Annotated in this window: 16 protein-coding genes and 4 pseudogenes; 4 read left to right on the top strand and 16 right to left on the bottom strand. The window is 41.6% G+C overall.

The features are described from left to right. Nucleotides 1-64 precede the first annotated feature (64 nt). From NPUN_RS44430 to NPUN_RS03855, 9 genes and pseudogenes are all read right to left on the bottom strand, one after another. Nucleotides 65-3,829 (bottom strand): annotated as a pseudogene (locus NPUN_RS44430) (CHASE2 domain-containing protein). A gap of 718 nt (nt 3,830-4,547) precedes the next feature. After that, nucleotides 4,548-4,748 carry a hypothetical protein gene (locus NPUN_RS41535; protein ID WP_167315569.1) on the bottom strand — a complete coding sequence of 67 codons (201 nt, stop codon included), beginning with the start codon at nt 4,746-4,748 and terminating at the stop codon, nt 4,548-4,550. 263 nt (nt 4,749-5,011) lie between these two features. After that, on the bottom strand, nt 5,012-6,316 hold the full coding sequence (locus tag NPUN_RS03880) for a P-loop NTPase fold protein (protein ID WP_012407536.1): 1,305 nt from the start codon (nt 6,314-6,316) through the stop codon (nt 5,012-5,014). A 302-nt stretch (nt 6,317-6,618) separates the two neighbouring features. After that, nucleotides 6,619-7,974, bottom strand: a complete 1,356-nt coding sequence (locus tag NPUN_RS03875) for a (Fe-S)-binding protein (protein WP_012407535.1) — start codon at nt 7,972-7,974, stop codon at nt 6,619-6,621. A gap of 62 nt (nt 7,975-8,036) precedes the next feature. After that, nucleotides 8,037-9,374, bottom strand: a complete 1,338-nt coding sequence (locus NPUN_RS03870; RefSeq protein ID WP_012407534.1) for an FAD-binding oxidoreductase — start codon at nt 9,372-9,374, stop codon at nt 8,037-8,039. Between the two features lie 906 nt (nt 9,375-10,280). Then, the gene (gene ssuE / locus NPUN_RS03865; protein WP_012407533.1) at nt 10,281-10,847 is read right to left on the bottom strand and encodes an NADPH-dependent FMN reductase; all 567 of its coding nucleotides are present in this window, start codon (nt 10,845-10,847) and stop codon (nt 10,281-10,283) included. Nucleotides 10,848-10,864: 17 nt separating this feature from the next. Then, nucleotides 10,865-11,290 (bottom strand): carbonic anhydrase, encoded by a 426-nt coding sequence (locus NPUN_RS03860; RefSeq protein ID WP_012407532.1) that lies wholly within the window; start codon nt 11,288-11,290, stop codon nt 10,865-10,867. Then, nucleotides 11,223-11,483, bottom strand: coding sequence for a carbonic anhydrase (locus NPUN_RS42675; protein WP_202947530.1), 261 nt, complete (start codon nt 11,481-11,483; stop codon nt 11,223-11,225). The genes NPUN_RS03860 and NPUN_RS42675 overlap by 68 nt, the downstream gene beginning before the upstream one ends. A gap of 27 nt (nt 11,484-11,510) precedes the next feature. After that, nucleotides 11,511-11,936 (bottom strand): annotated as a pseudogene (locus NPUN_RS03855) (LLM class flavin-dependent oxidoreductase); the annotation flags it as partial. 172 nt (nt 11,937-12,108) lie between these two features. Here NPUN_RS03855 and NPUN_RS38550 point away from each other — a divergent pair. After that, nucleotides 12,109-13,623 (top strand): annotated as a pseudogene (locus NPUN_RS38550) (IS5 family transposase). Between the two features lie 54 nt (nt 13,624-13,677). Here the strand turns inward: NPUN_RS38550 and NPUN_RS03845 are convergent. The 3 genes and pseudogenes from NPUN_RS03845 to NPUN_RS03835 form a co-directional block, all read right to left on the bottom strand. Continuing rightward, nucleotides 13,678-14,415 (bottom strand): annotated as a pseudogene (locus NPUN_RS03845) (LLM class flavin-dependent oxidoreductase); the annotation flags it as partial. Between the two features lie 269 nt (nt 14,416-14,684). Next, a complete protein-coding gene (locus tag NPUN_RS03840; RefSeq protein ID WP_012407531.1) occupies nt 14,685-15,263 on the bottom strand; it encodes an rRNA large subunit pseudouridine synthase E in 579 nt (192 codons plus the stop codon). 100 nt (nt 15,264-15,363) lie between these two features. Continuing rightward, nucleotides 15,364-16,128, bottom strand: a complete 765-nt coding sequence (locus NPUN_RS03835; protein WP_012407530.1) for a methyltransferase domain-containing protein — start codon at nt 16,126-16,128, stop codon at nt 15,364-15,366. A gap of 118 nt (nt 16,129-16,246) precedes the next feature. Between NPUN_RS03835 and hisC the strand changes: the two genes are divergently transcribed. Both hisC and NPUN_RS03825 read left to right on the top strand, forming a co-directional pair. Further along, nucleotides 16,247-17,308, top strand: a complete 1,062-nt coding sequence (gene hisC / locus NPUN_RS03830) for a histidinol-phosphate transaminase (RefSeq protein WP_012407529.1) — start codon at nt 16,247-16,249, stop codon at nt 17,306-17,308. 420 nt (nt 17,309-17,728) lie between these two features. Next, on the top strand, nt 17,729-18,931 hold the full coding sequence (locus NPUN_RS03825; RefSeq protein WP_012407528.1) for a site-specific integrase: 1,203 nt from the start codon (nt 17,729-17,731) through the stop codon (nt 18,929-18,931). Here the strand turns inward: NPUN_RS03825 and NPUN_RS03820 are convergent. From NPUN_RS03820 to NPUN_RS03810, 3 genes are all read right to left on the bottom strand, one after another. Continuing rightward, on the bottom strand, nt 18,928-19,500 hold the full coding sequence (locus NPUN_RS03820) for a hypothetical protein (RefSeq protein ID WP_041565173.1): 573 nt from the start codon (nt 19,498-19,500) through the stop codon (nt 18,928-18,930). The genes NPUN_RS03825 and NPUN_RS03820 overlap by 4 nt on opposite strands. Nucleotides 19,501-19,769: 269 nt before the next feature. Next, complete coding sequence (locus NPUN_RS03815; RefSeq protein ID WP_012407527.1) at nt 19,770-20,282, bottom strand: hypothetical protein; 513 nt, start codon at nt 20,280-20,282, stop codon at nt 19,770-19,772. Beyond that, a complete protein-coding gene (locus NPUN_RS03810) occupies nt 20,282-20,512 on the bottom strand; it encodes a hypothetical protein (protein ID WP_041565172.1) in 231 nt (76 codons plus the stop codon). The genes NPUN_RS03815 and NPUN_RS03810 overlap by 1 nt, the downstream gene beginning before the upstream one ends. 221 nt (nt 20,513-20,733) lie before the next feature. Here NPUN_RS03810 and NPUN_RS03805 point away from each other — a divergent pair, with 221 nt between their 5' ends. Continuing rightward, nucleotides 20,734-21,141 carry a hypothetical protein gene (locus NPUN_RS03805; RefSeq protein ID WP_148220241.1) on the top strand — a complete coding sequence of 136 codons (408 nt, stop codon included), beginning with the start codon at nt 20,734-20,736 and terminating at the stop codon, nt 21,139-21,141. A 479-nt stretch (nt 21,142-21,620) separates the two neighbouring features. On the opposite strand, the gene NPUN_RS03800 is transcribed toward NPUN_RS03805, so the two are convergent. Next, nucleotides 21,621-23,201: a virulence-associated E family protein gene (locus NPUN_RS03800; RefSeq protein WP_012407525.1), complete on the bottom strand. Its 1,581-nt coding sequence runs from the start codon at nt 23,199-23,201 to the stop codon at nt 21,621-21,623. Nucleotides 23,202-23,293 lie beyond the last annotated feature (92 nt).

Here is a 23,293-nt window from a genome sequence, read left to right as displayed (position 1 = left end):
TCATGCAGCCTGACATAGCACAGTGAAGTGTATAAAAAAGTGTTATATGTTATATATTAATTGCTTAGTCTGAATATATTAGAATTATTATCCAGTCTAACGCAATACTTCTGAAAGTCGCAGCTTCACGGCTAAAGCTTTCTGAAGCTAAACTTGCTGACAAAAAGCGCAAGGCATTTATCGACTCGTTAAGCAATTCGCGCTGACGGACTACTGGCGTAACATCCAAAGCAGTTCGTACTCCTTGGCTAATTTGCAAAAATAGGGGAAGTACAGAGTTAATAGCCTTTGGTAATGGTGAGGGAATCCAGGCTAACTGATTGGCAACGGTAGCTATGCCTTCAATTGTCTGACAAGAATTAAGCGCATCCATCGCAACACTAATTAATCCTTGAATAGCAGGTCTTTTCCTGGGACTGGAGTTGATAAGATATCCAACAGCTACGCGAGCATCAGCTAAATTTCCATCATAAGCTTCTATTATTAACTCTAAAGTACGCTGAAAGTCGAGTTGATCTAAAGGATAGCTAGGTACTACTGGCATAGGAATCATAGAGCTTAGTAGCGTTACCATTGCAGGAATTAGAGGTAACCACCAACCTAGCATAAGAGCCAAATAACAGATACCAGCAAGGCAAGTCATTGTTATTAAAATACTGGGAGTTGATAGTTGTGTAAAACGCAATCTCCATAACCCTAAGCTAATACTAGCTCCTACCGTTGACCAGCCAAAGATCCACAACCATTCCATTAGTTCAGGCAAGATTTTGATTAAAGGTCGGTTATCTAACACTGTACTGAGTATTTGGCTAACCATTTGCGCTTGTACTAATACTCCTGGCATTTGCTCGTTCAAGGGAGATCCATAGGGCGTAGCCCAGGTATCTGGAAAATCCCCCTTTGCCACCGAACCAATTAGAACAATCCGGTCTTTGGCAGGACTGGAGTTTACTGGACTAGATAAAAATTGGGTTAGCGTTACCTGTTCGGCTATGTACTTTGATGAACGATAGTTAAGTAAGATTTGACCGCCATTGGGATCGATATTATAGCTACTACGGGGAGAAAAGTTTTCAAAAACAGTATTGCCTAGCTGAAAATTCCCTGCACGAGTGAATTGGGGTCGAATTTCAAAGGATTGGAGATAGAGGAAAGTCAGTTGTAGACTAAACGCATAGGAAGCAGGACATAACGATGTAACTTCTGGGTTCATAAACAGAAGATACCGACGTATAACCGCATCACGATCGCGAACAAAGTCATTGAATCCCAGGTTGACTATGGGGATTTCTGGCGGTGGTTTAATGCCTTGGATATTTGTTGTATCACTCCCCTTGCATATTCCAATCAACTTTTGAGTCTGTTTGAGACGACTAATTAAATTTTTATCTTCAGCCGGAAAATCACGATAAATATCCAAGCCGATCGCACGAGGTTTTTGCTGGTTTAGTTTTACCAGGAGTTTATCTAAAGATTTCTCAGAAATAGAAGCTCCGATCAAAGACTCACCATTTTATCTTTGAATTGCCAGATCGTCATCGTCAATTGTTATTACCAACAGGCGTGGATCGGCTCCCTCATCAGGGCGTGATCGCATCATCTGATCGTAAGCTGCTAACTCTAAGGGTTGCAGCAAGCCATAAAGACGCACAATAGAAACACAGCCTGCAATGCTAATAGCTTTAATCAAGATCATTAATATTACCCAACCAATCTTAATTTTTTGCTCTAGAGGTTCCCGCTTTGCTTGCTGTTGGGCTGTTGTCAATATGTTATTTGCATTTACTACACGAGTTAATCTGTCTTCACTCACCTTACGTCGTGTTTTTTCCTTTTCAAGCTCTGTAATTAATTTATCTCCTTGATGCTGGCGAATAAGAGATACTAAATAATCATGCACCAGTTGATAACGGTCAGCAGGTGATTCGGGTAATAGCAACACTAACCTAGATTTGACAAATATTTCTAATACTAAATCCAGTTTCTCGGTTTCTGCTGCCAAATCTGCGGCTAACTCAGCGCGAGTCTTCAGTGGACGAGTACCATTTTCATCTGTGAGTAAATATAAAACTAGTTGTGCAACCTGTTCATTCTCTAAACCACAATCTTGAATAACTTCTTCTAGAAATCGTTCAACCAGTTTTTCTTTAGTACCAAACTGACGATACTTTTCTAAAGTTGTAATTTTCTCAGTTTGCAGTTGCTTGCCCACAATTTGTAACTCAATCGGGCGTACTTCCCCCAACTCGCCTGCTAAATCCCGCACTAATTCATCAATTAATGCAGGTTCTAAATAAAAGTGAGAGCGTTCTGTTAAACTCTGCACAACTGCTTTAGCATCTGCGGACGAAAAGTTACCCAAATAATAGCGAATATTTTTATCAAGAATATTATTATTAATTGCAGTTAAATTAAATAAACGGTCTAACTCTAATAAATAATGTAAATAATCTTCCCGCAAAGACAGAATGACTTTCACAAAGGGAATATCAAGACAAACTCGCAAAAACTCATAAAATGCTCGTCGTTGACTTTGGTTGGGATAAACAAAGAAAAACTCCTCAAACTGGTCAAACATTAAAACCGTCAACAAATTCCGGTCAGCATTTCTCCGTAATTGTTCTAAAATAGCTGCTGAAGAATCAAAATTAGCAGATAATTCATTACCTCTGACTTCCTCAAAAGCCTTAGCCAAACTCTGCCCCAACATTCCCACCCAATCTGTATAAACTCGCAACAAAATAGGTAAAGCATCTCGCTCACCAATTGCTTGCTGTTGCAGCGCCGGAATTAACCCACCCTGCAAAATTGAACTTTTACCCACTCCTGATTGACCATGAATTACAGTCAATTTATGCTCAGTCCCGCCAATTCTTTCTCGCAACCGCTTCACATCTTGTCCCCGCCCAGAAGCGGCAATTTCTTGAGCAATTGTTTCCGGGTTTTCCACTTGCGACTGTGCAGAATTAATTGCCTGTCGTTGCGGATTAAGATAAGATGCACCAACAAAGGCGCGAAAACCATACTGTTGTTCAATTTGTAATTGCTCTTGCTTAATATAAAAAGCTTTTAGATATTCACCCTCCCCAAAGTAGAGTGAGCGTAGCCTCTCTAATATAGATATATATAAATGCGGGTTGTACTGATGATTACTTTCCTTTTTTGCAGCTTCTAAATTATTAATTGCTGCTTTAACTTGACCTAAAGCCTGTTGCGACTTGGCTAAAATAAACCGATACAGCCCAAATTCGTCTGATTTAATATTAGGTATATCAGCTAATATTTGTAATGTTTGCTTCGCGAGTTGATTAGCTTCATCCCAGCGTGATTGCTCTAAAGCTACCTCTGCCAAAAAACCATAATCTTTAGCCAATTGCAACGATGTGCCATAATTCTGATGTAGCGGCAGAGATTTTTCAACAAGGCTTTGCAACTCTATCCATGCTTGCAGATGTCGCAGAACTTCACCCAGTTTAGTAATATATTTTGCAACTAAATCTGAACGTTGTGCTTGTTCAAAAATTCCAATAGCTTGCTGAAGGTAATTTTTAGACTCTTGCCAATAGCGTTGATTTTCTGTCTGATTTTTTTCAGCTCGGCGATTATACGCCAAAGCAATATTAACGAGTAATATACCTTGTCGTTCTAAATAGTTACTTTCTTGCCAAAACCCCAAACTGTGTTGATAATCTGCGAAAGCATCATCTATCTGGTCATGTAGATAATTATTTAAACCAAGCACAAACTCTAAACTTGCTTGAAGTGCTGGTTCTAATACTTCTCCTCGATTTTGCAAATCCTGACGGGCGGTTTTTAGTTCTCGGCACATTTGGGGATTAGGCGTTACCTCATCAGCAAATATTTCATCACTTTTTTGCTGAAGAAAATTTACTAACTCATCGGTAGGGTTTTCAAACTCAATGATAGTTGCCCAATTCTCCAAATCAGTTGCTAATCGAATAAATTTTTGCAGAACTGAATCATTAACCCATAACAAGATCGGAAACGAGAAGTTCTTTTTAAACTCTTCCCGTACTTGGTTAGCTGAAGTCAGAACTGTATCAATATCTTTAACAGACTCCAAACCAAAAATCATTAATGCTGGTGGCTGTTCATCGCCCAATTGTTCACGAATATTTGTGTAAAGCGTTTTAACTGATGCAGGTAAAGTAATTTCATGAATGCGTACAGGAGATAATTGGCGCAGACGTTCTACCATCCGCTTACGTAAAGCAGCATAATTACAACGCAGCAAAATCAGCGAAAATTCTCCCTGAGAAAGCCTAATTGTCCGCACTAAAGTTTGCAATGAATGCTCATTGTCAAAGGGTAAATTTTCTGGCTCTTGCTGATTACTCATAATATAAATAAGTAGCTAATTCACAGAGAATTGGTGTAATACCGCTCCCGTTAACCCTGGAACCGCTCCCAATACGGTTCGGTTAAGATCCTCCCGCCTGCGGCGACCCCCTTAAAAAGGGGGTAAAAGAGGATTATAAGCCCCCCTTTTTAAGGGGGGTTGGGGGGATCTCCAGGGCAAAATATCACTAATCGAACCGTATTGGAACCACTCCCGTTAACCCCAGAACCACTCCCGTTAACCCCAGAACCACTCCCGTTAACCCTGGAACGGTTCCCGTCAACCCTGGAACGGTTCCCGTCAACCCTGGAACCGTTCCCGTCAACCCTGGAACCGTTCCCGTTAACCCTGGAACCACTCCCGTTAACCCTGGAACCGCTCCCGTCACGACTGAGATGCTTAACGTTATAGCATTTCACAAAATACCTGATAAGTAAGTCGGCACAACCATTTCAAGCTATGTTAAGGTGATTTTTGACAAAGAATATACCCAGGTTGATGAGTTTCGACTTCGCTCAACTCTCGACCACTCAGTTGATTGAGCGTACCCCTCCGGGGAAGCAAGCTACGCGTAGCGTCTCGCAGAGAAGTCGAAACCAACGGCTATGGTAATTTTATTACTAGAATTCTCCTTAACCCAAGCGTATTGATTCATAACCTAAATTCCTTGGCTTCAGCCAAAATCGGATTGATATCAAACCAAGAACCATCCTCATCCCGGTATTCAAATACAAACATACTACGGAGCAAAAGGTCGTATCTTTCATGACCTCTTAAATTTTTCTCTTGCGCTACCTCATGCAGTAATTCCCATTCATCGGGCGTAATTGCCAAAGTTAGCTCATTGCGGCGTTGTTTAATCACTCTATCCACACACTCCCGCGACAAAGGTGGGTCTTCTTGCTGAAGACAGCGAAACAATAACATCAGCAAATTACGCAAATGACCGCCGCTAACTCGGCAAAGTCGCTCTAAAGTATCAAGACTATCAAAAACCTCGGTAATTAAATGCCGGCTTTGTTCCCAACTGACACCAGGAAAAGCCCTCGCCATAACCATCTGTTGCAGCAGCGTGATTCCTTGTAAAAATTGCGAACCATCTTGTACTTGCACAGGAACCATCGGCAAAACCTTGGGGTCTATGCCAAAACGATTTATTAACCTTCCTAAAGCGTTGGAAAAAATCAACACTAAGGGAATGGTATAAACAACATGACAATTTAGCTGGTTTAACTGTTCACCCCGTTCCACAAAGAGATATTCTGGCTGGTAATAACCCGAAGGCTTCAAAGAATTATCCACTCTGTCGAGATTATCTATAATTACCACCAGTCCTTTTTTACCTTCCTGCTTGAGTTTTTCTCTAGCAGGCTTGAGCAATTCTTTGTTAATTGATTCTAAAATGCCGTTGGTGCGCGGTTCTAAATATTGCCGTAACTGGCCGCGAAGTTTGGGACTATCTTTAGTTTTGGCAGTAATCTTAGCAATACCTACAGATAATTCAGCCTCTACCCCAATATCTAGAGGCGTTTGCAAAAACTCAGAAATTTCCGTAAATAGATTTTTAAAGTATCCTGGTTTGAGATTAATTTTTATTGCTTCCAGGCTTTGACTCACCTCACGAGCTACTGCCAGTAAAATATCTGTAACATCAATATCAGCCATATCGAGGCTTTGGCTAGACTCGAAATAAACCACATGAAATCCCTGCTGCTCTAACTCTGCCTTTAGCCGCAGTAACTCAGTGGATTTGCCACAACCGATATGTCCGGTAAATAATTGACAAGTAGGTTGTTCAGGTGAAAGGCGGGTGATAGTTCGCCCAAGTTCTTCAATAATCTTGGCACCACGAACTTTAGAGAAATCAATATAATATTGTCTATCCTCCGGCTTGCTCACAACCAGAGTTTTACTGGGGTTGCAAGCTTGAAAAAACCTGACTAAATCTAGTTTCATCACAAATCACCCGAAATTAGCCTGACACTCTTGCCCATTTCAGTAATTATACAGATGATAAAGCGGCGATTTCGGAAAAAACTTCTTCAAAGCGACTGATTAAGAACTTCCATAAAAAACGTGAGTTCGACAGACCTCTCCCTGCCTTGAACTTGCGTTCAAGTCTGTCCCTTTCCGAGTCGGAGAGGGACAGGTTTTGCGTAGTAAAACCAGGAAGAGGTCTTTTGTGTGGACAGGTTCAGTTAAGGCTAAAACTCTGTTGTCAAAGTCAAAAGTAAATGCACAACGCAGCTAGCAAACGTCTATAATTTCAACTTTTCACCCCGAATTGAATAATCTAACAACTCCATCGGGTGAATAACTGAAATATTCTTACCTTGTAACTGCAAATGCTTCGTAATTTGCAAAGTACACCCCGGATTAGCAGAAGCAATTAACTCAGCACCAGTATTCAACAAATTCTGTACTTTTTGCTGGCCCAATTCTTCAGCAACTTCCGGTTGCAGCATATTATAAACTCCAGCACTGCCACAACATAAAGCCGCATCTACTGGTTCTCTCAACTTCACCTCTGGAATTTGTCGCAATACCTGACGCGGTTGCACGCTAATCTTTTGACCATGCAATAAATGACAGGCATCTTGATAAACTAAATTCAACGGTTTATCAGTGAGTGGCGACAGTTTCGCTGTTATACCAACAGTTGCCAAAAACTCTTGAGCATCTTTAACTTTAGCTGCAAAATCCTTCGCCTTTTCCCGATATTCAAGGTCATCTTCTAAAATGTGACCGTATTCTTTTAAAGTATGACCACAACCAGCAGCATTGATAATCACAAAATCGACATTAGTGTTAGCAAAACTATCAATCATCTGCCTTGCTAAAGCTTTCGCCTGTTCTGTTTGTCCTTGGTGTTCGGGAAGCGCCGCACAACAACCTTGAGATTTGGGAATCACAACTTCACAACCATTCGCTGTTAAAACCCTCACCGTTGCTTCATTCACTGGAGAGAAAAACAGCCGTTGCACGCATCCCAAAATTACTCCGACTCGATAGCGCTTCTCACCTTTAGCAGGAATCACACTAGGCAATTTATCTTGAAAAGATTTGAGAGTAATTTCTGGCAGAATTGATTCCATTGCTGCCAAACGAGGGGATATTTTATTGAGTAAACCTGTAGCCCGAAAGAATTTAGTAAACCCCAATTTTTGATAAACCAACAACGGAACTAATAAAATCCTTAAAAGATTGGGATAGGGAAAAAGAGAAAATATCAGTTGACGAAAAAATTGATCTGGCAAACTGCGGGGATAATTCCGTTCAACTTGGTGACGAGTTGCAGAAATCAATTTGTCATACTGCACCCCAGAAGGACAAGTACTCACACAAGCAAGGCATCCCAAACAAGAATCAAAATGTTCTACCGTTGCCGTATTGAGAGCAATCTCACCCTCATTAATTGCATCCATTAAATATATGCGTCCTCTAGGAGAATCCATCTCCTTACCAAGCACCCGATAACTGGGACAAGTCGATAGACAAAACCCACAATGTACACAGCTATCAATCAACTTTGGGTCAGGTGGATGATTAACATCAAACCCCTTCAAATTCTTTAAACTAGCCGTATTATTAACAGCATTTTCTGAAACTTGCATAATTATTATTTCCCCTCTTTATCTCAGCGCCCTCAGCGTCTCTGCGGTTCGTTTTCTTCAAACTAAATACCACCCACAAACCGACCAGGACTTAAAATATTCTTACTATCAAACTGTTCCTTAATACGGCGCATCAACGGCAAAGCATTGCCATTATAACCCCAAACATCTACTTGTTCTTTAACCGCCATTGGTGCTTCCAAAATTGTTAAAAAACCACTATTTGCTTGAGTGCCATCGCTTCCGGCGGAGCGTAGCTGCTCGCGCACTTTTAAAACTTGATTTTTATCCTCTAATTGTAACAAACCTAAACCACTACTTATATGAATTAAACCCAACCCCACCTGAGTCAAAATATCTACAGCAGCAGTAGGTAACACTCCTATTTTGCAGGTAATTACAGATTCTGTGGCAGTACTATGTATTCGTTCTTGCAATCTCTGCCATAGACTAGCCTCATCAGCATCAGCAAAAATTGCCCCATCTAAACCTAACTTTTGACCTACTTCTAAAACTCGGTTTGACTGTTCTTTAACACTCTCACTAATACTTTGAAAACGGGCAATTAATCCTAGTCCTTCACCCAAACCTAAGCTAGACACCAATTTAGTTGATAGCAAATCAGCCTGAACTGGTGTTAATGCCGAACCTCGAAGGATATCAGCTGCTTGGGATACAGCCTCGGCACTACCAGTTAGTACCACCGTCCCCGATGCCTCTGATAGCGGATACACCCGAAAAGTTAGTTGACTAATAAAGCCTAACGTGCCGTAAGACCCAGTAAGCAACTTCATCAAGTCATATCCAGCAACATTTTTAACTACTCTTCCCCCAGCTTTTGCGATTTCTCCATCAGCACGGACAAAGGTAACACCTAGTAACTGGTCGCGCACACTACCATAACGCTGCCGCAGAGAACCTGTATCACCTGTGGCAACAATACCGCCAATAGTTGCTGACTGCGGTGCTGTGGGGTCAAGGGCGAGAAATTGCCGCGATTTTGCTAAAAGTGCCTGCAAATCGGAGAACTTCATTCCAGCTTCTACTGTGACAGTCAAATCTCCAACAGCATGTTCTATCAGTTGATTGATGCGTTCTGTACCAACTACGACATCAACGCCCTTAGCTAAACCACCCCAGCTAAGTTTACTGCCACTACCACAGGGGAGGACGCGCCAGTTGTGACTGTAAGCTTTGGCGATGACTGCGGCTAGTTGTTGTTGGGTGCGAGGATAGACGATACAAGTGGGAGGTTTTCCAGAAGTTACAGCCTGTTGGATACGTTTTTGCTGGCCTATTTCGATATTTTCCCAAAGGCAAACAGCATTTTCTTCGCCAAGAACAGATGCAAAATCAGTAGCGCACACGCCTTGCGGCTTGTCGTTAGATATCGCTTTCATTGAGTTTATTTTTTTACGCTCTACATCTAATTTACTGGCTAACCTGACCAAAAAAGCGTATTGCCATTAATATACGGTGGCTGTAGATGCCTAGGTTGGACTGCGCCAACACGACGCTACTTATTTGCGATAAACAACGCTCATAACGAATGATCTACCGATATTACCAACCTAATAAAATATTAAAACTTTATTAAATGTTTACTTAATTGTCTAAATAGTCTTAACTGTCCTTGCATTTTCATTAAAAGAGTAAGAGTATTTTTATAAAAAATTAAAGTAATTTTCCTTAACCATTAAGTTTATCTAAATACATAAGTTATTCGCACTCTACTTAATGGTTAAGTTTGCCTTTTTCTCATTGATGCAATAAAACTAGGCTTGAACTAAAGTTCAAGGCAGGGAGAGGTTTATCGAAATAACTTTAAATAAAGTTATGATGCTCTTGCATTAAAAATGATGGGAGCATCCACTTTCGGCGGATCTACTTTTTTAGATGAACTATATAGTAGGGTTTTTGGAGTACCAAAATTATGTTTCTTCCAAAAGTGGATGCTCCCAAAGTGATCGCGCTTTGGTTGGATAAGGCTAATACCTTATCCAACCTATACTTTTGGGAAACTTTCTTATATCCTGATGGCAATTTTAAAATCTCAAAAGAAAAAGTAGTAGATCAGTTAAATTAACTAATCTACTACGCGTAGAGTTAGGAGACAATTTTGATATATATAGCAATCCTAAATTAGTTGTAAAAATTATTTTTTAAACTTAGACGCAAAGTGGTGAGACAGTCCGGTTGTTATCTTAATGAAATTTCATGCTAATTTGATTAACTTTTAAAAAAGGTAGCAGATGGGGAGAAATTACCCATCCGCTACGAGTAAACGGAGGTATAAACTTGATTATTTAATTGGCATGAACCAATTCTTGAGGCGCTGCGGCATCATAAGCTACAGCTTTTACAAATTCTTTGAGTACATCTGTGAGCCTTTGCTCAATTTCCTGATCTAGCAGAACGCTGTTATCAGCTTGCCGTTGAATTTGTTTGTCTACCGCATAAACTGTAGCTAGGATATGCCGCGCTCCTAATTCAGATAATACAGGTTTCAGAGCATATTCAATTGCCAATAAATGAGCGATCGTTCCACCAAGGGCAATTGGTAATACGGGTTTACCTGTCAATGATTTTTGTGGCAGCAAATCTAGAAATGTTTTCAGCACTCCTGTGTAAGCAGCTTTGTAAATGGGCGTGGCAATAATTACACCATCTGCCTTTGCTAATAAAGCCTTTGGCTGTTCTAAAGCAGGGCTGTCGTATCTTCCAAAAACTAAATCTTCAGCAGGTAAATCCCGAACTGAAATAATGTCTATATGCAAGCCTTCTTGTTGTAAAAGCTTGGCGGTGTATTCGACCAAACCATAAGTTCTAGATGGATGGGTTGGACTACCTGCGATCGCTAAAATATTTGTCATTCAATTAAACTCCCAATTTATAAAATGGGTTCAGTATGTTTTGCAGTTTTAGCCTTCATAGCTGATGCTGTGTTGACCTTCTCACTCAGACGTTTGTAAGGACGGCGCAAACTCATACTTTCTACTTCCCAGATGTAGCCATGAATAACTATATCTTGGGGAATTAAAGCAGAATTACGCAGCAATTCCACCTGCTGTGTGCAGATTTCATCCACATCAGTAAACGTTTTGATCCATTTGGAAAAAATGCCTTTTGGTAGCTTCAACTCTGGCAAAGCAGGATCTACACTAACTCGATCCACATCAATACCTTGATTTCGCAATACCTCACTGAGAAAGTCTCCTGATGCTGTCATCATGCCACATTCGGTATGATTAATGACGATGATTTCTTTTGTGCCAAAAAACTGTGTAGTTAACAATCGCTGACCGAATTGCATCATCCGTAACTAACCCCCCAGCATTACGGAAAATATGAGCATCTCCTTCACCAATTCCCAATGCTTTTTCTATCGGTAATCGCTCATCCATGCACGCCAACACCCACAAGCGTTTATTGTTAGGTATCCCCAACTGACGACGCAATGCCCACGCTTGTTTTTCTGAGATTCTTTGGTCAATTTGTTGGTGCAGCATGGCTGTTAATCTCCTAGTTCTTAATTACTAGGATATGGACGTTGCTCTTTCCTGATGCTGTTGCTTAGGGAAATCTTCATTTGCCACAATCTCGCCAAATGGACTCAAGACATCTTGCTTCTCCACTGTGGGCAGATTTTCTAAGGGCAAATGGGGAAATAGAAGTTCTGCGACTCGATAAGCTTCCTCTAAGTGAGGATAGCCAGAGAGGATAAAGGACTCAATACCTAAATCTGCATATTCCAACATTCTGGCCGCTACGGTTTGGGGATCGCCTACTAAGGCTGTTCCTGCACCACCCCGCACCAAACCAACTCCTGCCCAGAGATTCGGGCTAATCTCTAAAGCCTCACGATTACCGTGGTGTAATTGAGTCATCCGTTGTTGTCCAACTGAATCCATCCGGGCATAAGCTTTTTGAGCTTTAGCGATCGCTTCGTCATCGACATATTTAGGGCTTGCTGAAAAAAAAGAAAAGGTTGCAGTCTCTAGATTCTCAGACCAAAGAAGTATATTCAGGTGCAAGACAAGAAGGTAAAATAGCCCAAAATCCTTGCATCACAGTGGTTCGTCGCAGCATAGTGTATCATTATTAACTATGTACTGAAAAGAAGAATCAACTCCAATTCCAGCAGAAAGTTTTGAGCTTCCATTTGAGGGAAAGTTATCATCAGATAATCGTTGGGTAATTATGGCCGATTTAATACCCTGGACAGAATTTGAGTCGGAATATTCTGCCGGATTCTCCGCAGAGATAGGGGCACCAGCAAAGTCATTTCGGATGGCGTTAGGTGCATTAATAATTAAAGAGAAACTAGGTATAAGCGACAGGGAAACAGTAGAGCAAATCAAGGAGAATCCTTATTTACAGTACTTTATAGGGATGTCATCTTATAGTAACAAAACTCCATTTGACGCATCCATGTTAGTACATTTTCGAGAAAGAATCAGTGCAGAACTAGTCAATAATGTGAATCAAGAAATGGTTAAGAAGATGCTAGAGTTAGCATCTTCTATTGACACCGAAAAAAAACAGAAGACGCTCGCGAACTCGCTAACGCTGCGCTATCGACAGAAAAAGCAGCAGAACAAGGTAATACGCTAAGAAATCGAGGGAAATTAATATTAGATGCGACTTGTGTGCCTAGTGATATCAGCTATCCAACAGATTTAAACCTATTAAATCAAGCGAGAAAACAGACAGAAAGAATAATTGACTTGCTTTATGAACAGATAAAGGGAATATTAGAGAAAAAACCAAGGACTTACCGAGAAATAGCTAGGAAAGACTACTTAGAAGTAGCTAAAAAACGTCGTGTATCTCAAAAAGAGAGGAGAAAAGCGATTAAAAAACAACTCCAATATATTAAAAGAAACTTATCCTATATTGACCAGCTAATTGTAGCAGGAGCATCTCTAAAAAGTTTAACTAATAGACAATATAAGATGTTGCTGGTAGTCGCAGAAGTATATCGTCAACAACTATGGCTGTATGAAAATAAAAAGCAGAGCATTGATGACCGTATTGTAAGTTTAAGCCAACCACATATCCGTCCAATTGTCCGAGGAAAAGCGGGTAAAGCCGTGGAATTTGGCGCTAAACTATCTGCTAGTTACTTTGATGGATATGCATTTTTAGACCATATTAGATGGGATAACTTTAATGAATCAGGAGACTTAAAAACACAAATAGAATCCTTTAAAAACTACACTGGATATTATCCAGAATCTGTTCATGTTGATAAAATTTATCGCAAAGCGAGAAAACCGATCTTGGTGCAAAGAAAGAGGTATTAGAATCAGTGGAGTTCCTTTAGGAAGACCGCCAAAAAATGTGAGTAAAGAAAAAAAGAAGCAAGCTTTACAAGATGAGAGGATTCGTAATTGTATTGAAGGCAAATTTGGACAAGCTAAAAGAAGATTTAGCTTGAGTAGAGTAATGGCGAAACTTCCTCATACAACTCTAACTGTGATTGCTATTACTTTTTTAGTCATGAATCTTTCTACTCACCTGTCACGGTTTTTTTGTGCCTTTTTATGTCTATTTTGGAAAAATAGACATTTTTTAGCGATTGACATAACCAAGCATTATGATTTTGCTAGCTATAGGCAACAAAAACTTATCTTTGACCTTGCTTAAATAACTAGTCAACCCAAAAGAATTGCTTTTTTATGACTTTTTCAGCAAGCCCTATTTAATTAAATCATTGGCTGCATCCCAAGCTGCACTCTCGGTTTCGCGCACAATCACATGTAAACGAATCCCAAACCGCAAAGTCCGGCCTTCTATTTCTGCAAGTCTGCGAACTAATGAAATCTTTTCGGCTACTTGCGCCGATGGTTCGCCCCAAGTTAGATAGACATCTACGTGCTTGGCAGCAATTTTTTGGGCAACAGGAGAGGAACCACCAAACCACAACGGTGGATATGGCTTTTGAACAGTTGGAAACAGCAGCTTACCATCTTGAATATTGAGATAATCGCCCTGAAGATTGGCTTGTTCTCCACTAGCGATCGCTCGCCATACTGTCAAAAATTCATCTGTTAATTCATAGCGCCGATCGTGATCCAAATGCAAGCCATCTCCCGCCAACTCTACGAGATCGCCTCCTGTCACGACATTAATCAGCAAGCGTCCTCCAGAGAGACGATCGAAAGTCGCCGCCATCCGCGCCGCTACTCCAGGCGATACCAAGCCGGGACGAATCGCCACCAAAAAACGCATCTGTCGTGTCAGCGATAGCAGCGTTGACGCTACAATCCAAGCATCTTCGCAAGAACGTCCCGTGGGCAGCAATGCCCCTGTATAACCAAGGTCATCCACCGCTTGGGCAATCTGCCGCAGATAAGGAAAGCTTACTGCCCTTCCACCTGTAGCAGTTGCAAGGTAACGTCCGTCGCCGTGGGTTGGGATGAACCATAGTAGCTGCATGAATCCTGTACTTTTAAACCACGGTAAATTGATAAGATTACCGTGCTTTGTTTATAGATGTAGAGTATCACATATTCTACAAAAGCCCGCAAGAAGTTTTTTTAAAAACTCCGGTATTCCTATCAAACCAATGTATATTAAGCTGTGTTTAATTAAGATAGCGATCGCCAAGATTGGGAATCGGGAATTGGGCATGGTTATTTTCCTTCTTCCCTTTTCCTTCTCATCCCCCGATCTACCCTTGCTCCTTAGCCCTCTTCCTGTGGTCTCTAAACAGAAATAAATTGGAGTTCAGATGTGGTAAGGTCGCGCCATTCACCCAATTGTAAGTCATCTAATTGTAGGTGGGCTATGCTGACCCTAACCAGTCGCAAAGTTGGAAACCCAACAGCCGCAGTCATACGCCGAACTTGGCGGTTTTTTCCCTCTGTCAAAGTCATTTCCAGCCAAGCTGTCGGTACATTTTTGCGAAATCTAATTGGCGGGGTGCGTTCAGGTAGCTCTGGCTCTTTTGATAAGAGCCTAACTTGTGCTGGTTGAGTGCGGTAATCTTGAATTTTTACGCCTGTTTGCAACCTTTTGATCGCATCTTCATCTGGAATTCGCTCTACCTGTACCCAGTAAGTACGTTTATGACCAAAACGCGGATGGGCAAGGCGATGTTGCAATTGTCCATCATTCGTTAACAGCAGTAATCCTTCACTATCCCAGTCTAAGCGTCCTACAGGATAGACATCAGGTACATCTATATAATCTTTCAGAGTGCTATGTGTGGGAGCATCTTTTGTAAATTGGCTGAGAACGCCATAGGGTTTGTAAAAAATAATATATCGGTAATGATTTGTCATTTGTCATTTGTCATTGGATATTGTTATTCTTTTCTTGCTCCTCTGCCCCCTGCTTCTATTTTCTAACGAGATTTAAACATTTTTGAGGGGACATAAGCGTTCAAATACTTCCCCACATTAAGATGCGTTTATAGGGGAAAAAGAACGGACGCTCGTCTTCTAGCAACTGGAAGAGTTTCTGCTGATAACGTTCTACAAATCGTTCATAGGTTTGGGCATCTAACTTCGATTCGTATGCTGTTAGCAGTGTCCCGCGATACCACTCTACTACAGCTTCTCGTGAAGGCAGCACATGTCCATACACCTGAAGCTTTACTTCCTGCTTCACAAACCCCAATTCATAAAGCAGTTTGGCGTATGTTTCTGGAGCAAGTACCTCTAAACGCCGCACGTATCCTCCCAATTCTTGACTAAATTCTTTTGCAGTCTCAACTGCTATTTTATGTACTGGCTCAGTATCCATCGTTGGTATTTGTACAGCAAGCTGTCCACCAGGTTTTAACTTACCCCGCAATTTCTCAAATAACGCCTCATGTTCCGTCAACCACTGCAATGCTGCATTAGAAAATATCACATTAAACTCCCCATCTCCTGGATTCTCCTCAATTTTTCCTTGCTCAAAGCGTAGTCCGTTACCTTCAAACTGACGAGCCTTTTGCAGCATTTTCTCAGAAGCATCTATCCCTAAAGTCTCCTGTGCTGCTAGTGTGTCATGCAAATACTTCGTTAACTTTCCAGTTCCGCATCCTAAATCGAGAATTCGTAAGTTTTCTTGCCGATGTATCATATCTACTAAGTCGTAGAACGGGCGACTTCTTTCCGACTCAAATCGTTCGTATAATTCTGGATTCCACTTATCTGGCATCTCTTAATAATTCCTCATTCGTAATTTATAAAGCCGTATTTTTTGATGTAAACGACAAAAAACGATATCGTCAGAAATTGTGAGTTGAAATTTGCTTAAGATACGCACCCAATGCCCTATGACTAACTACTTTCGCTCCAATGTTGATGCAATGGCTAGCTATGTTCCCGGTGAGCAGCCCCAACGCGGCACACAGATAATTAAACTCAACAGCAACGAGAACCCCTATCCTCCTTCCCCTGCGGCACTAGCTGTACTGCGAAATATTGAGGGGGAGTGGTTGCGGCGGTATCCAGAACCTTTCGGCGGGGAATTTCGGCAAGCCGCAAGTAAAGTTTTAAGAGTTCCTAGCGATTGGATTATTGTAGGCAATGGCAGTGACGAATTGTTGAGCGTAGTAATTCGGGCCTGTGCAGAACCTGGAAAGAAGGTAGTTTATCCGATGCCAACTTATGTGCTATATCGTACATTGGCAGAAATGCAAGGTGCAGAAATTATTGAAATTTCCTACAGCGAGGACTACAGTTTACCTTTGGAAGAAATGGTTGCTGTCAATGGTTCTGTCACATTCATTGCGTCACCGAATAGTCCATCGGGGCATCTGGTAGCAATTAACGAGTTGCGCCAATTAGCCAACCAGTTATCTGGAGTTTTAGTGATTGACGAAGCTTATGTAGATTTTACCGAAGAGAATGCGTTGGCTTTGGTAAAGGAATACGAAAATGTCATCATAATTCGTACCCTTTCTAAGGGGTACTCGTTGGCTGGACTGCGATTGGGATTTGGAGTGGCGAATCCTAAACTGTTGCAGGGATTGTTTAAAGTGAAGGATAGCTATAACATTGATGCGATCGCTTGTGCAATTGGCACGGCTGCTATTACCGATCAAGCTTATAAAAATGCTTGTGTGGCAAAGATTAAAGCATCGCGGAATCAGCTATCAACAGACTTAAAACAATTAGGTTTTCATATCTGGGATTCCCAAACTAACTTTTTGCTGGTACAGCCTCCACAAAGAAACGCGGAATATCTCTATCAACAACTGAAAGAACAGGGAATTTTAATCCGTTACTTCAAGCAGCCTGGGCTAGACGATAAATTACGCATTACTGTTGGCACAGATGAACAAAATCAAGTTCTAGTAGAAGCGTTGATTTATTTGTTGGGGACTGGGGATTAGGGCAGGGTAAACGCATCTAAATCATTGATATATAGTGAAGTTAGCAAGACTACGGATACATCGGTATATTCTCAATTACCTTTTTTTGTCCAAAGTCTAAGAGAAAGCTCTACCTTACATTTCTACCCCAGTTTTACCCTAGTTATTTACCCAAACTACCCAAAATTACCCCAAAAATATTGGAAGGCTCTGGAAACAAGCCCTACAACTACCATTAAAAAAGGGCTTTAAAGCCCTGTAATACTTATATTTCTTAAAGGCGGCACCCGGATTTGAACCGGGGGTGGAGGTTTTGCAGACCGGTATTGCATACCCTTTGGCTTCAAAAGTGCCTATGTGGTCAACAATCTAGCAATAATCGCTTGACTTTGAATATCAAAATGAATATCATCATAGGGAGATAGAGGTTAGTGATATTCAATGGGTACAGCCAAGACAGCTAGGACAGCCAGGGGTAATGTTGGGGTTGAGGAGTTCAGAGGTAAGCTAAGGCTCCGGCTACCTCGGTCAGTAACCCCAGGTGGTAAACAAACCTTCATTAGTACTGGGTTAGATGCTAATGAGATTAATCGGCGGCGAGTTGATTCAGTCGCCAACTGGATAGAAGAAGAGATAATCACAGGGCAACTAGACCCGACACTAGAGCGCTACAAAGAAAAACTAGAGAGCTACAAGAAACCTCTGTTAACCCTGGTTAGCCCCAGGACACCTCAGACTGACCTAATGGAGCTATGGGAGCAATACTGTGCATATATGAAACCCCAGCTAGCGGCTACCACATATCGGCGCGATTATGCCAGAAAGTACACTAATCACATTAAGGGGCTACCTACAAAGGACTTAACCCAGGCGATCGCAATCAGAGATCACCTGTTAACCCAACTGTCCCCTAATGCTGCCAAAAGAGTACTAACCTACCTAGCTGCCTGTTGTAAATGGGCTATGGGGTCAGGGCTGGCTAAGGATAATCCTTTTGCTGGGATGTCAGAGGATATCAAGCTACCCAAGCATGACTCAGATGCCATTGACCCATTTAGTAAACAGGAGATGAATAACATCATCCAGGCATTTGAGACTACTAGAGCGCACTATGCACCATTTGTAAAGTTCCTATTCTGGACTGGCTGTAGGACAGGTGAAGCGATCGCCCTACAGTGGAAACACATCAACCCTGAATGCACCCAGATTAACTTCTGTGAGTCCTATGATAGTCAGTTAAATATTAGGAAGGGGACTAAGACTGGTAAGGCTAGGAAGTTCCCCTGTAATACCCAAGTTAGGGAACTGTTGTTATCCATTAGACCCCAGGATATTAATCTAGAATCCCAGGTGTTCACTAGTCCCACTGGGGGGATAATCAGTAATACCCGATTCTCTACACAGGTCTGGAAAGGGGGCAGGACAAGTAATAAAAACTACAATGGGGTTATGCAAGGGTTATTAGATGCTGGTGAAATCGAGCGCTATCGATGCCCATATAACACCCGACATACTTTTATTACCCTGATGCTAGAACAAGGGTTAACAGTCTCCACAGTAGCCAAGTTAGTTGGTAACAGCCCTGAGATAATCCTGAAGCACTATGCAGGTAACACAGTGCCCCTAAATCTACCAGAACTCTAGCTATCTTTGATAAAATCTAGCCAGCTATCCAGAGGTTTGAATAAATGCCTGGGGACTGCATAGGATAACTCCTGAGACTTGACCCTTAACCAACTGGTTTCTCTGGTTAGCTTATCCGCCTCAGTTACCCTGGCTTCCCCTGTGGTGCGATCGATGGCAACTATGAAGTGAACAGGGAACCTATATCTGGCCCATCTGGTTGTAATACCGCCAACTAGTATGTTATGGTTTTCAAAGATACCCGATTTGGACTTGACCTCTAAGTTGTACCCTTTGCCATTGTGGATAACTCGGATGTCCCTTTGATACTTTGAGTACAAGTCTTGGGCTAGCTTAGACTGATTCCGCGATCGCCAGTTATCCGGGTCAGCCTTGTAACTCCCATAAACCGCCCTGTGGGTCATATAATGGTCTACTTGGTAAGCCTTGTCTAACCCTTGAGTTTTCAGACACTCAGTTAGGCTATATTCCCATGAGTTACCGCAGGCTAGCCGGGATTCCCAAGAGTCTTGGAAATAATCAGAGTTTCTACTAGCACCATTGAGCGCTAGATGTGTTATAATGCACATACAAGTTATTTAAAAAATAAGTATTTATTAATCGCCCTATGTGTAGCTGGTAACTACTCATAGGGTTTTGCATTGGTCTTTGGTGTTATGCAAAAGTAATGCTTGTATTCATTTAGTCAAGTAGTATAGGTTAGTGATAAAACATCACTAATAGCGATCGCAGGGCTACAAGGGGCTACAGGAACATTAAAAATCCCATAGAGGCATTTGTATCTCTAAGGGATTCTAGGGGTAATCTGGGGGATTCTGGGGGATTCTGAGGAGTTTACCTAATCATGGGGTAGATTTCCCCCATTGTTCCCATAGTGCGCCCAGTTGTCCTCAGTAGCTTCAGGAATACCTAATGATTCCTCTAGGCTCCCAATCTGAAAGGTTACATGGGTCACTGGGTCAGGCTGGTTGTACTGTAGCTGGTACTTCAGAAGCCCTGAAGCTGTCTCTACCATCTCTCTAAGTACCCTAGCAGTGCTTAAGTCGCCAGTAGCATTAAAGGAATCATTCAGGTTATCCACAACACTCAAGGATATCTTTGTTAGCCTCTTGAGTTTATCGGAGTCTGAGTAGTCATCATAACTATCGGGGTCTACAGGAGTAGTTAGGGTAGCCTTGGGTACTGTGTTAGCCTTGTAGCCATAAATCTGCCTAGCTGTTACCTTATGACCTCTGGCTACTAGCCATTTGGCGATCGCGGGTGCTGGGATACCTTTAGCTAACTGGGTGTCTACAGCTTCCTTAATGTCATCTGGTAGCAGATCGACTACACAGGATTTCTTGTTAGCCATTATTTACCCCTCAGACTTCTAATCTTGGCCCATTCCATACTGCGCTTATCGCAAGCTTTAACCCTAGATGCAGCTTGGCTTTCCTTAGAATCCTCAGAAGCCTCAGATACTGGCTGCTTGCGCTCTAAGACCTCTAAGAGCCTTTGTCTTTGCTCAGGGGTCAGTTGGCGGTATAGGGATTTTTGTTTAGGTGTAGCTGCTTTTAAAATAGCTAGTTGCTTAGGGGTCATCGGGTATCCTTGGGTCTTGGTTATATCTGTATTTAGTCCTGTCTGATTGGTATACTTGACCTCATTTATTTACCAGAATAGACTGAGGGAAGTAATATTAGATACTAGTGATTTTAATGTTAAATAAATATCTAGACCTTATTGAAAAGCACCCTATTAGATTAGCTGCCATAATAGCTGTCATCTGTGGGTTAGGGTCTTTACCATCTATGGTGTTTCAAATGAGCGCACCGAGAACAGATCAACCCAGGATACAGGAACAAGCCCAGGTCAATGATCCAACCGATTATGAGGATGATGAACCCTTTGACAGAACCCAGTGTAAGGTTTATTATGCTGGGGTGTTATTGGGCGCTAATGTGTTCTGGTTCAAGAATGGAACCAGTGGGACATACATTATGTTTACTGACAGTGATGAGTTGGTGGATAAGGCTAAAAACAGAGGTACAGATATTTGGCTGGCTAAATCGGATTTCCTAAATCTACTAGGCAATGACCTAATGCAGCAGATGGAGCCAGAAGTGAAGGAAGTATTTGCTAGGCGGTTAGATGGCGCTAGTTATGTGGCTGTAGTGGATGATAGCCTGACTAGCAGAGCGATGGGGGCTGCTAAGGATTGTGTGAGATAACATCAAGGGACTGTGGGCATTTGTTGGGATTATTTAGGCAGTTTATTAGTCCCCCTATCGCCCGTTGGTTGTTCCCGATGTTCTCAACCTTGTTCTCTATCTTTTAGGTTGAGAACAAGGTTGAGAACAGCTATAACCCTTAATTAGCTTAGGTTTTACCCTTCTGTTCCCTATGTTCTCTATCTTTTGAGATTCTGAAGTCTTGTATAAAATAGGTGTTTTTTATATTAAATATACTAAATATATAAAAGATAGAGAACAAAAACCCTGTAAACCTTATGATACAAGGCTTTTGGCTGTTCCCTATCTTTTTAGGGGGTTGGGAACAAGAAGGGTAAAAGAAACCCTATAACTGTTACTTAGTAAGCATTTGAGGCTGTTCCCTATCTTTGTTCCCTATCTTTCCCCAGTCCAAAATATAGAGAACAAATAAACCCTCAACGGAATCCGTTGAGAGCCTATCGGGTTATCTAGGTAGATTACAGTGTGCGGCTAATCTCTATTATTTGGGACTTGGTTAAGTGATTAACCTTATCTCTGGGTACATCCGCTTTAGCCCATTGAGTAATAGGAGTACTCAAGCCTAATACTCTGGTTTTCTTCTTCTGATAACCTAAACTCTCAAGCAACTTACCAATCTTAGTATCTAATCTACCTTGCTTCTGTGCGCCTAGATGAATGCCTAAGCCTTCCATGATGTCCGGTAAGGTGAACCCAATACCCTCTACTTCCTTAATAGGCTGTCCCTCTGCATCCCTTCTGGAATACTTACCTTCAAGTGAGGCTACCAGGATGGTTAAGCTGTCCTCATACTGGGATTTCTCCATGAAGTTAGTATTTTGAGCCTCTGATTTAGCCTCCCATTCCTTTGTAAACCACCAAGGGATACCAGCCTTAATATACTCATTGTACTTATGGTATGCAGCGGCTAGAATATGCGCTCTGTGCTGTCTAAACCAGTCTAAGGGTATCTCCTTAGTAACAGGGATAATATTAAACCTTCTATTACCTGTGGTGTCCTTTAGAATCTCTTCAGAGTTACAAGTCCCACCAAAGGCGATGTGTCTAGGTCTAAATGGGATATCCTCTGTGTTCATTCTTCTCAGTGGGTCTTCCTCTTTAGTCGCCCAGTTCTTTAAGGCATTTACATCTGCCTTACTGGTAATCCCCTCTAGCTCCCCTAGCTCCCCTATCCAGCCCTTCTGTAGAAGTCTTGTAGTCTCTACAGATTCGATCTCATCAATAGATACAAAATATTCCCCACCTAAAGCTCTAAAGAAACTAGTCTTGGCTAATCCCTGATCAGACTTCAGAACTAGTATAGTATCCAGTTTTTTACCAGGGTTAACAGCCCTACTCGCAGCCCCTATTAGGAACACTTCAAGCATCTTTTGATGTAATGGGTCACTAGTGCCAAATAGTAATGATGATAACTCATCCCATTGGGGGAAAGGAGTAAATACTTGCTCATCCCATCTTCTGATATCTCCCTTTTTAACCTCAATAAAACCAATCTCTTCATCTTCTGTCGCCACCTCTTCCATAGCCACAGGCTTAACAAAATCCTTATGATATTCTTCTAATATTTCCTTCATGGGGTTAAATCCTTTTCTAGACTCAAAGTCTCTTCTTCTAGACTTTAGAAAAGCCTCAGACCCCTTACGGCTACACACCACATCTTCAAATCTACACATTAGGGAGTCCCACTCAACTCTCTCCCCCCCAACCTCATACTCTTGTTTCCAGCTATTAAACCTAACATCTGAATAGACTGCCTCGAATAGTTTCCAGAACATCTGGGGCTTATCCTCAGCACCTTTAATCATTTGTTTGGCCATTTGCCTACCACCATTAATCTCATTTTTGGCTTTAGGATCAGCGCCTCTAGACTTATCACCACCGAGGGGGGTAACTGTCCTTAAAACCCCAGCATTTTTTACTACATTTAACTTGAACTCTGTAGTTCCATCTGAGTCAATATTTACCCCATAGTGGTCATTGATATTTACATCAAAGCTTGACTGAATAGGGTTGAGTGAGTTATCATTAGAATAGTTCATGTTTCTGGTTCCTTGGGTTATTTGAATCGGTTATTTGAATCTTTGGGCACTTAGCCCTGTTGTTTGTACTTTGAATATTTGGTCTTTGGGGC

The sequence above is a fragment of the Nostoc punctiforme PCC 73102 genome, assembly GCF_000020025.1.
GTDB lineage: Bacteria > Cyanobacteriota > Cyanobacteriia > Cyanobacteriales > Nostocaceae > Nostoc > Nostoc punctiforme.
This window is presented reverse-complemented; position numbering and strand designations above follow the sequence as displayed.

Coding starts and splice junctions, on each gene's coding strand:
- NPUN_RS03880 (WP_012407536.1), bottom strand. CDS start 6,316: ATGAAACTAGATTTAGTCAGGTTTTTTCAAGCTTGCAACCCCAGTAAA.
- NPUN_RS03875 (WP_012407535.1), bottom strand. CDS start 7,974: ATGCAAGTTTCAGAAAATGCTGTTAATAATACGGCTAGTTTAAAGAAT.
- NPUN_RS03870 (WP_012407534.1), bottom strand. CDS start 9,374: ATGAAAGCGATATCTAACGACAAGCCGCAAGGCGTGTGCGCTACTGAT.
- ssuE (WP_012407533.1), bottom strand. CDS start 10,847: ATGACAAATATTTTAGCGATCGCAGGTAGTCCAACCCATCCATCTAGA.
- NPUN_RS03860 (WP_012407532.1), bottom strand. CDS start 11,290: ATGATGCAATTCGGTCAGCGATTGTTAACTACACAGTTTTTTGGCACA.
- NPUN_RS42675 (WP_202947530.1), bottom strand. CDS start 11,483: ATGCTGCACCAACAAATTGACCAAAGAATCTCAGAAAAACAAGCGTGG.
- NPUN_RS03840 (WP_012407531.1), bottom strand. CDS start 15,263: ATGACAAATCATTACCGATATATTATTTTTTACAAACCCTATGGCGTT.
- NPUN_RS03835 (WP_012407530.1), bottom strand. CDS start 16,128: ATGCCAGATAAGTGGAATCCAGAATTATACGAACGATTTGAGTCGGAA.
- hisC (WP_012407529.1), top strand. CDS start 16,247: ATGACTAACTACTTTCGCTCCAATGTTGATGCAATGGCTAGCTATGTT.
- NPUN_RS03825 (WP_012407528.1), top strand. CDS start 17,729: ATGGGTACAGCCAAGACAGCTAGGACAGCCAGGGGTAATGTTGGGGTT.
- NPUN_RS03820 (WP_041565173.1), bottom strand. CDS start 19,500: ATGTGCATTATAACACATCTAGCGCTCAATGGTGCTAGTAGAAACTCT.
- NPUN_RS03815 (WP_012407527.1), bottom strand. CDS start 20,282: ATGGCTAACAAGAAATCCTGTGTAGTCGATCTGCTACCAGATGACATT.
- NPUN_RS03810 (WP_041565172.1), bottom strand. CDS start 20,512: ATGACCCCTAAGCAACTAGCTATTTTAAAAGCAGCTACACCTAAACAA.
- NPUN_RS03805 (WP_148220241.1), top strand. CDS start 20,734: ATGAGCGCACCGAGAACAGATCAACCCAGGATACAGGAACAAGCCCAG.
- NPUN_RS03800 (WP_012407525.1), bottom strand. CDS start 23,201: ATGAACTATTCTAATGATAACTCACTCAACCCTATTCAGTCAAGCTTT.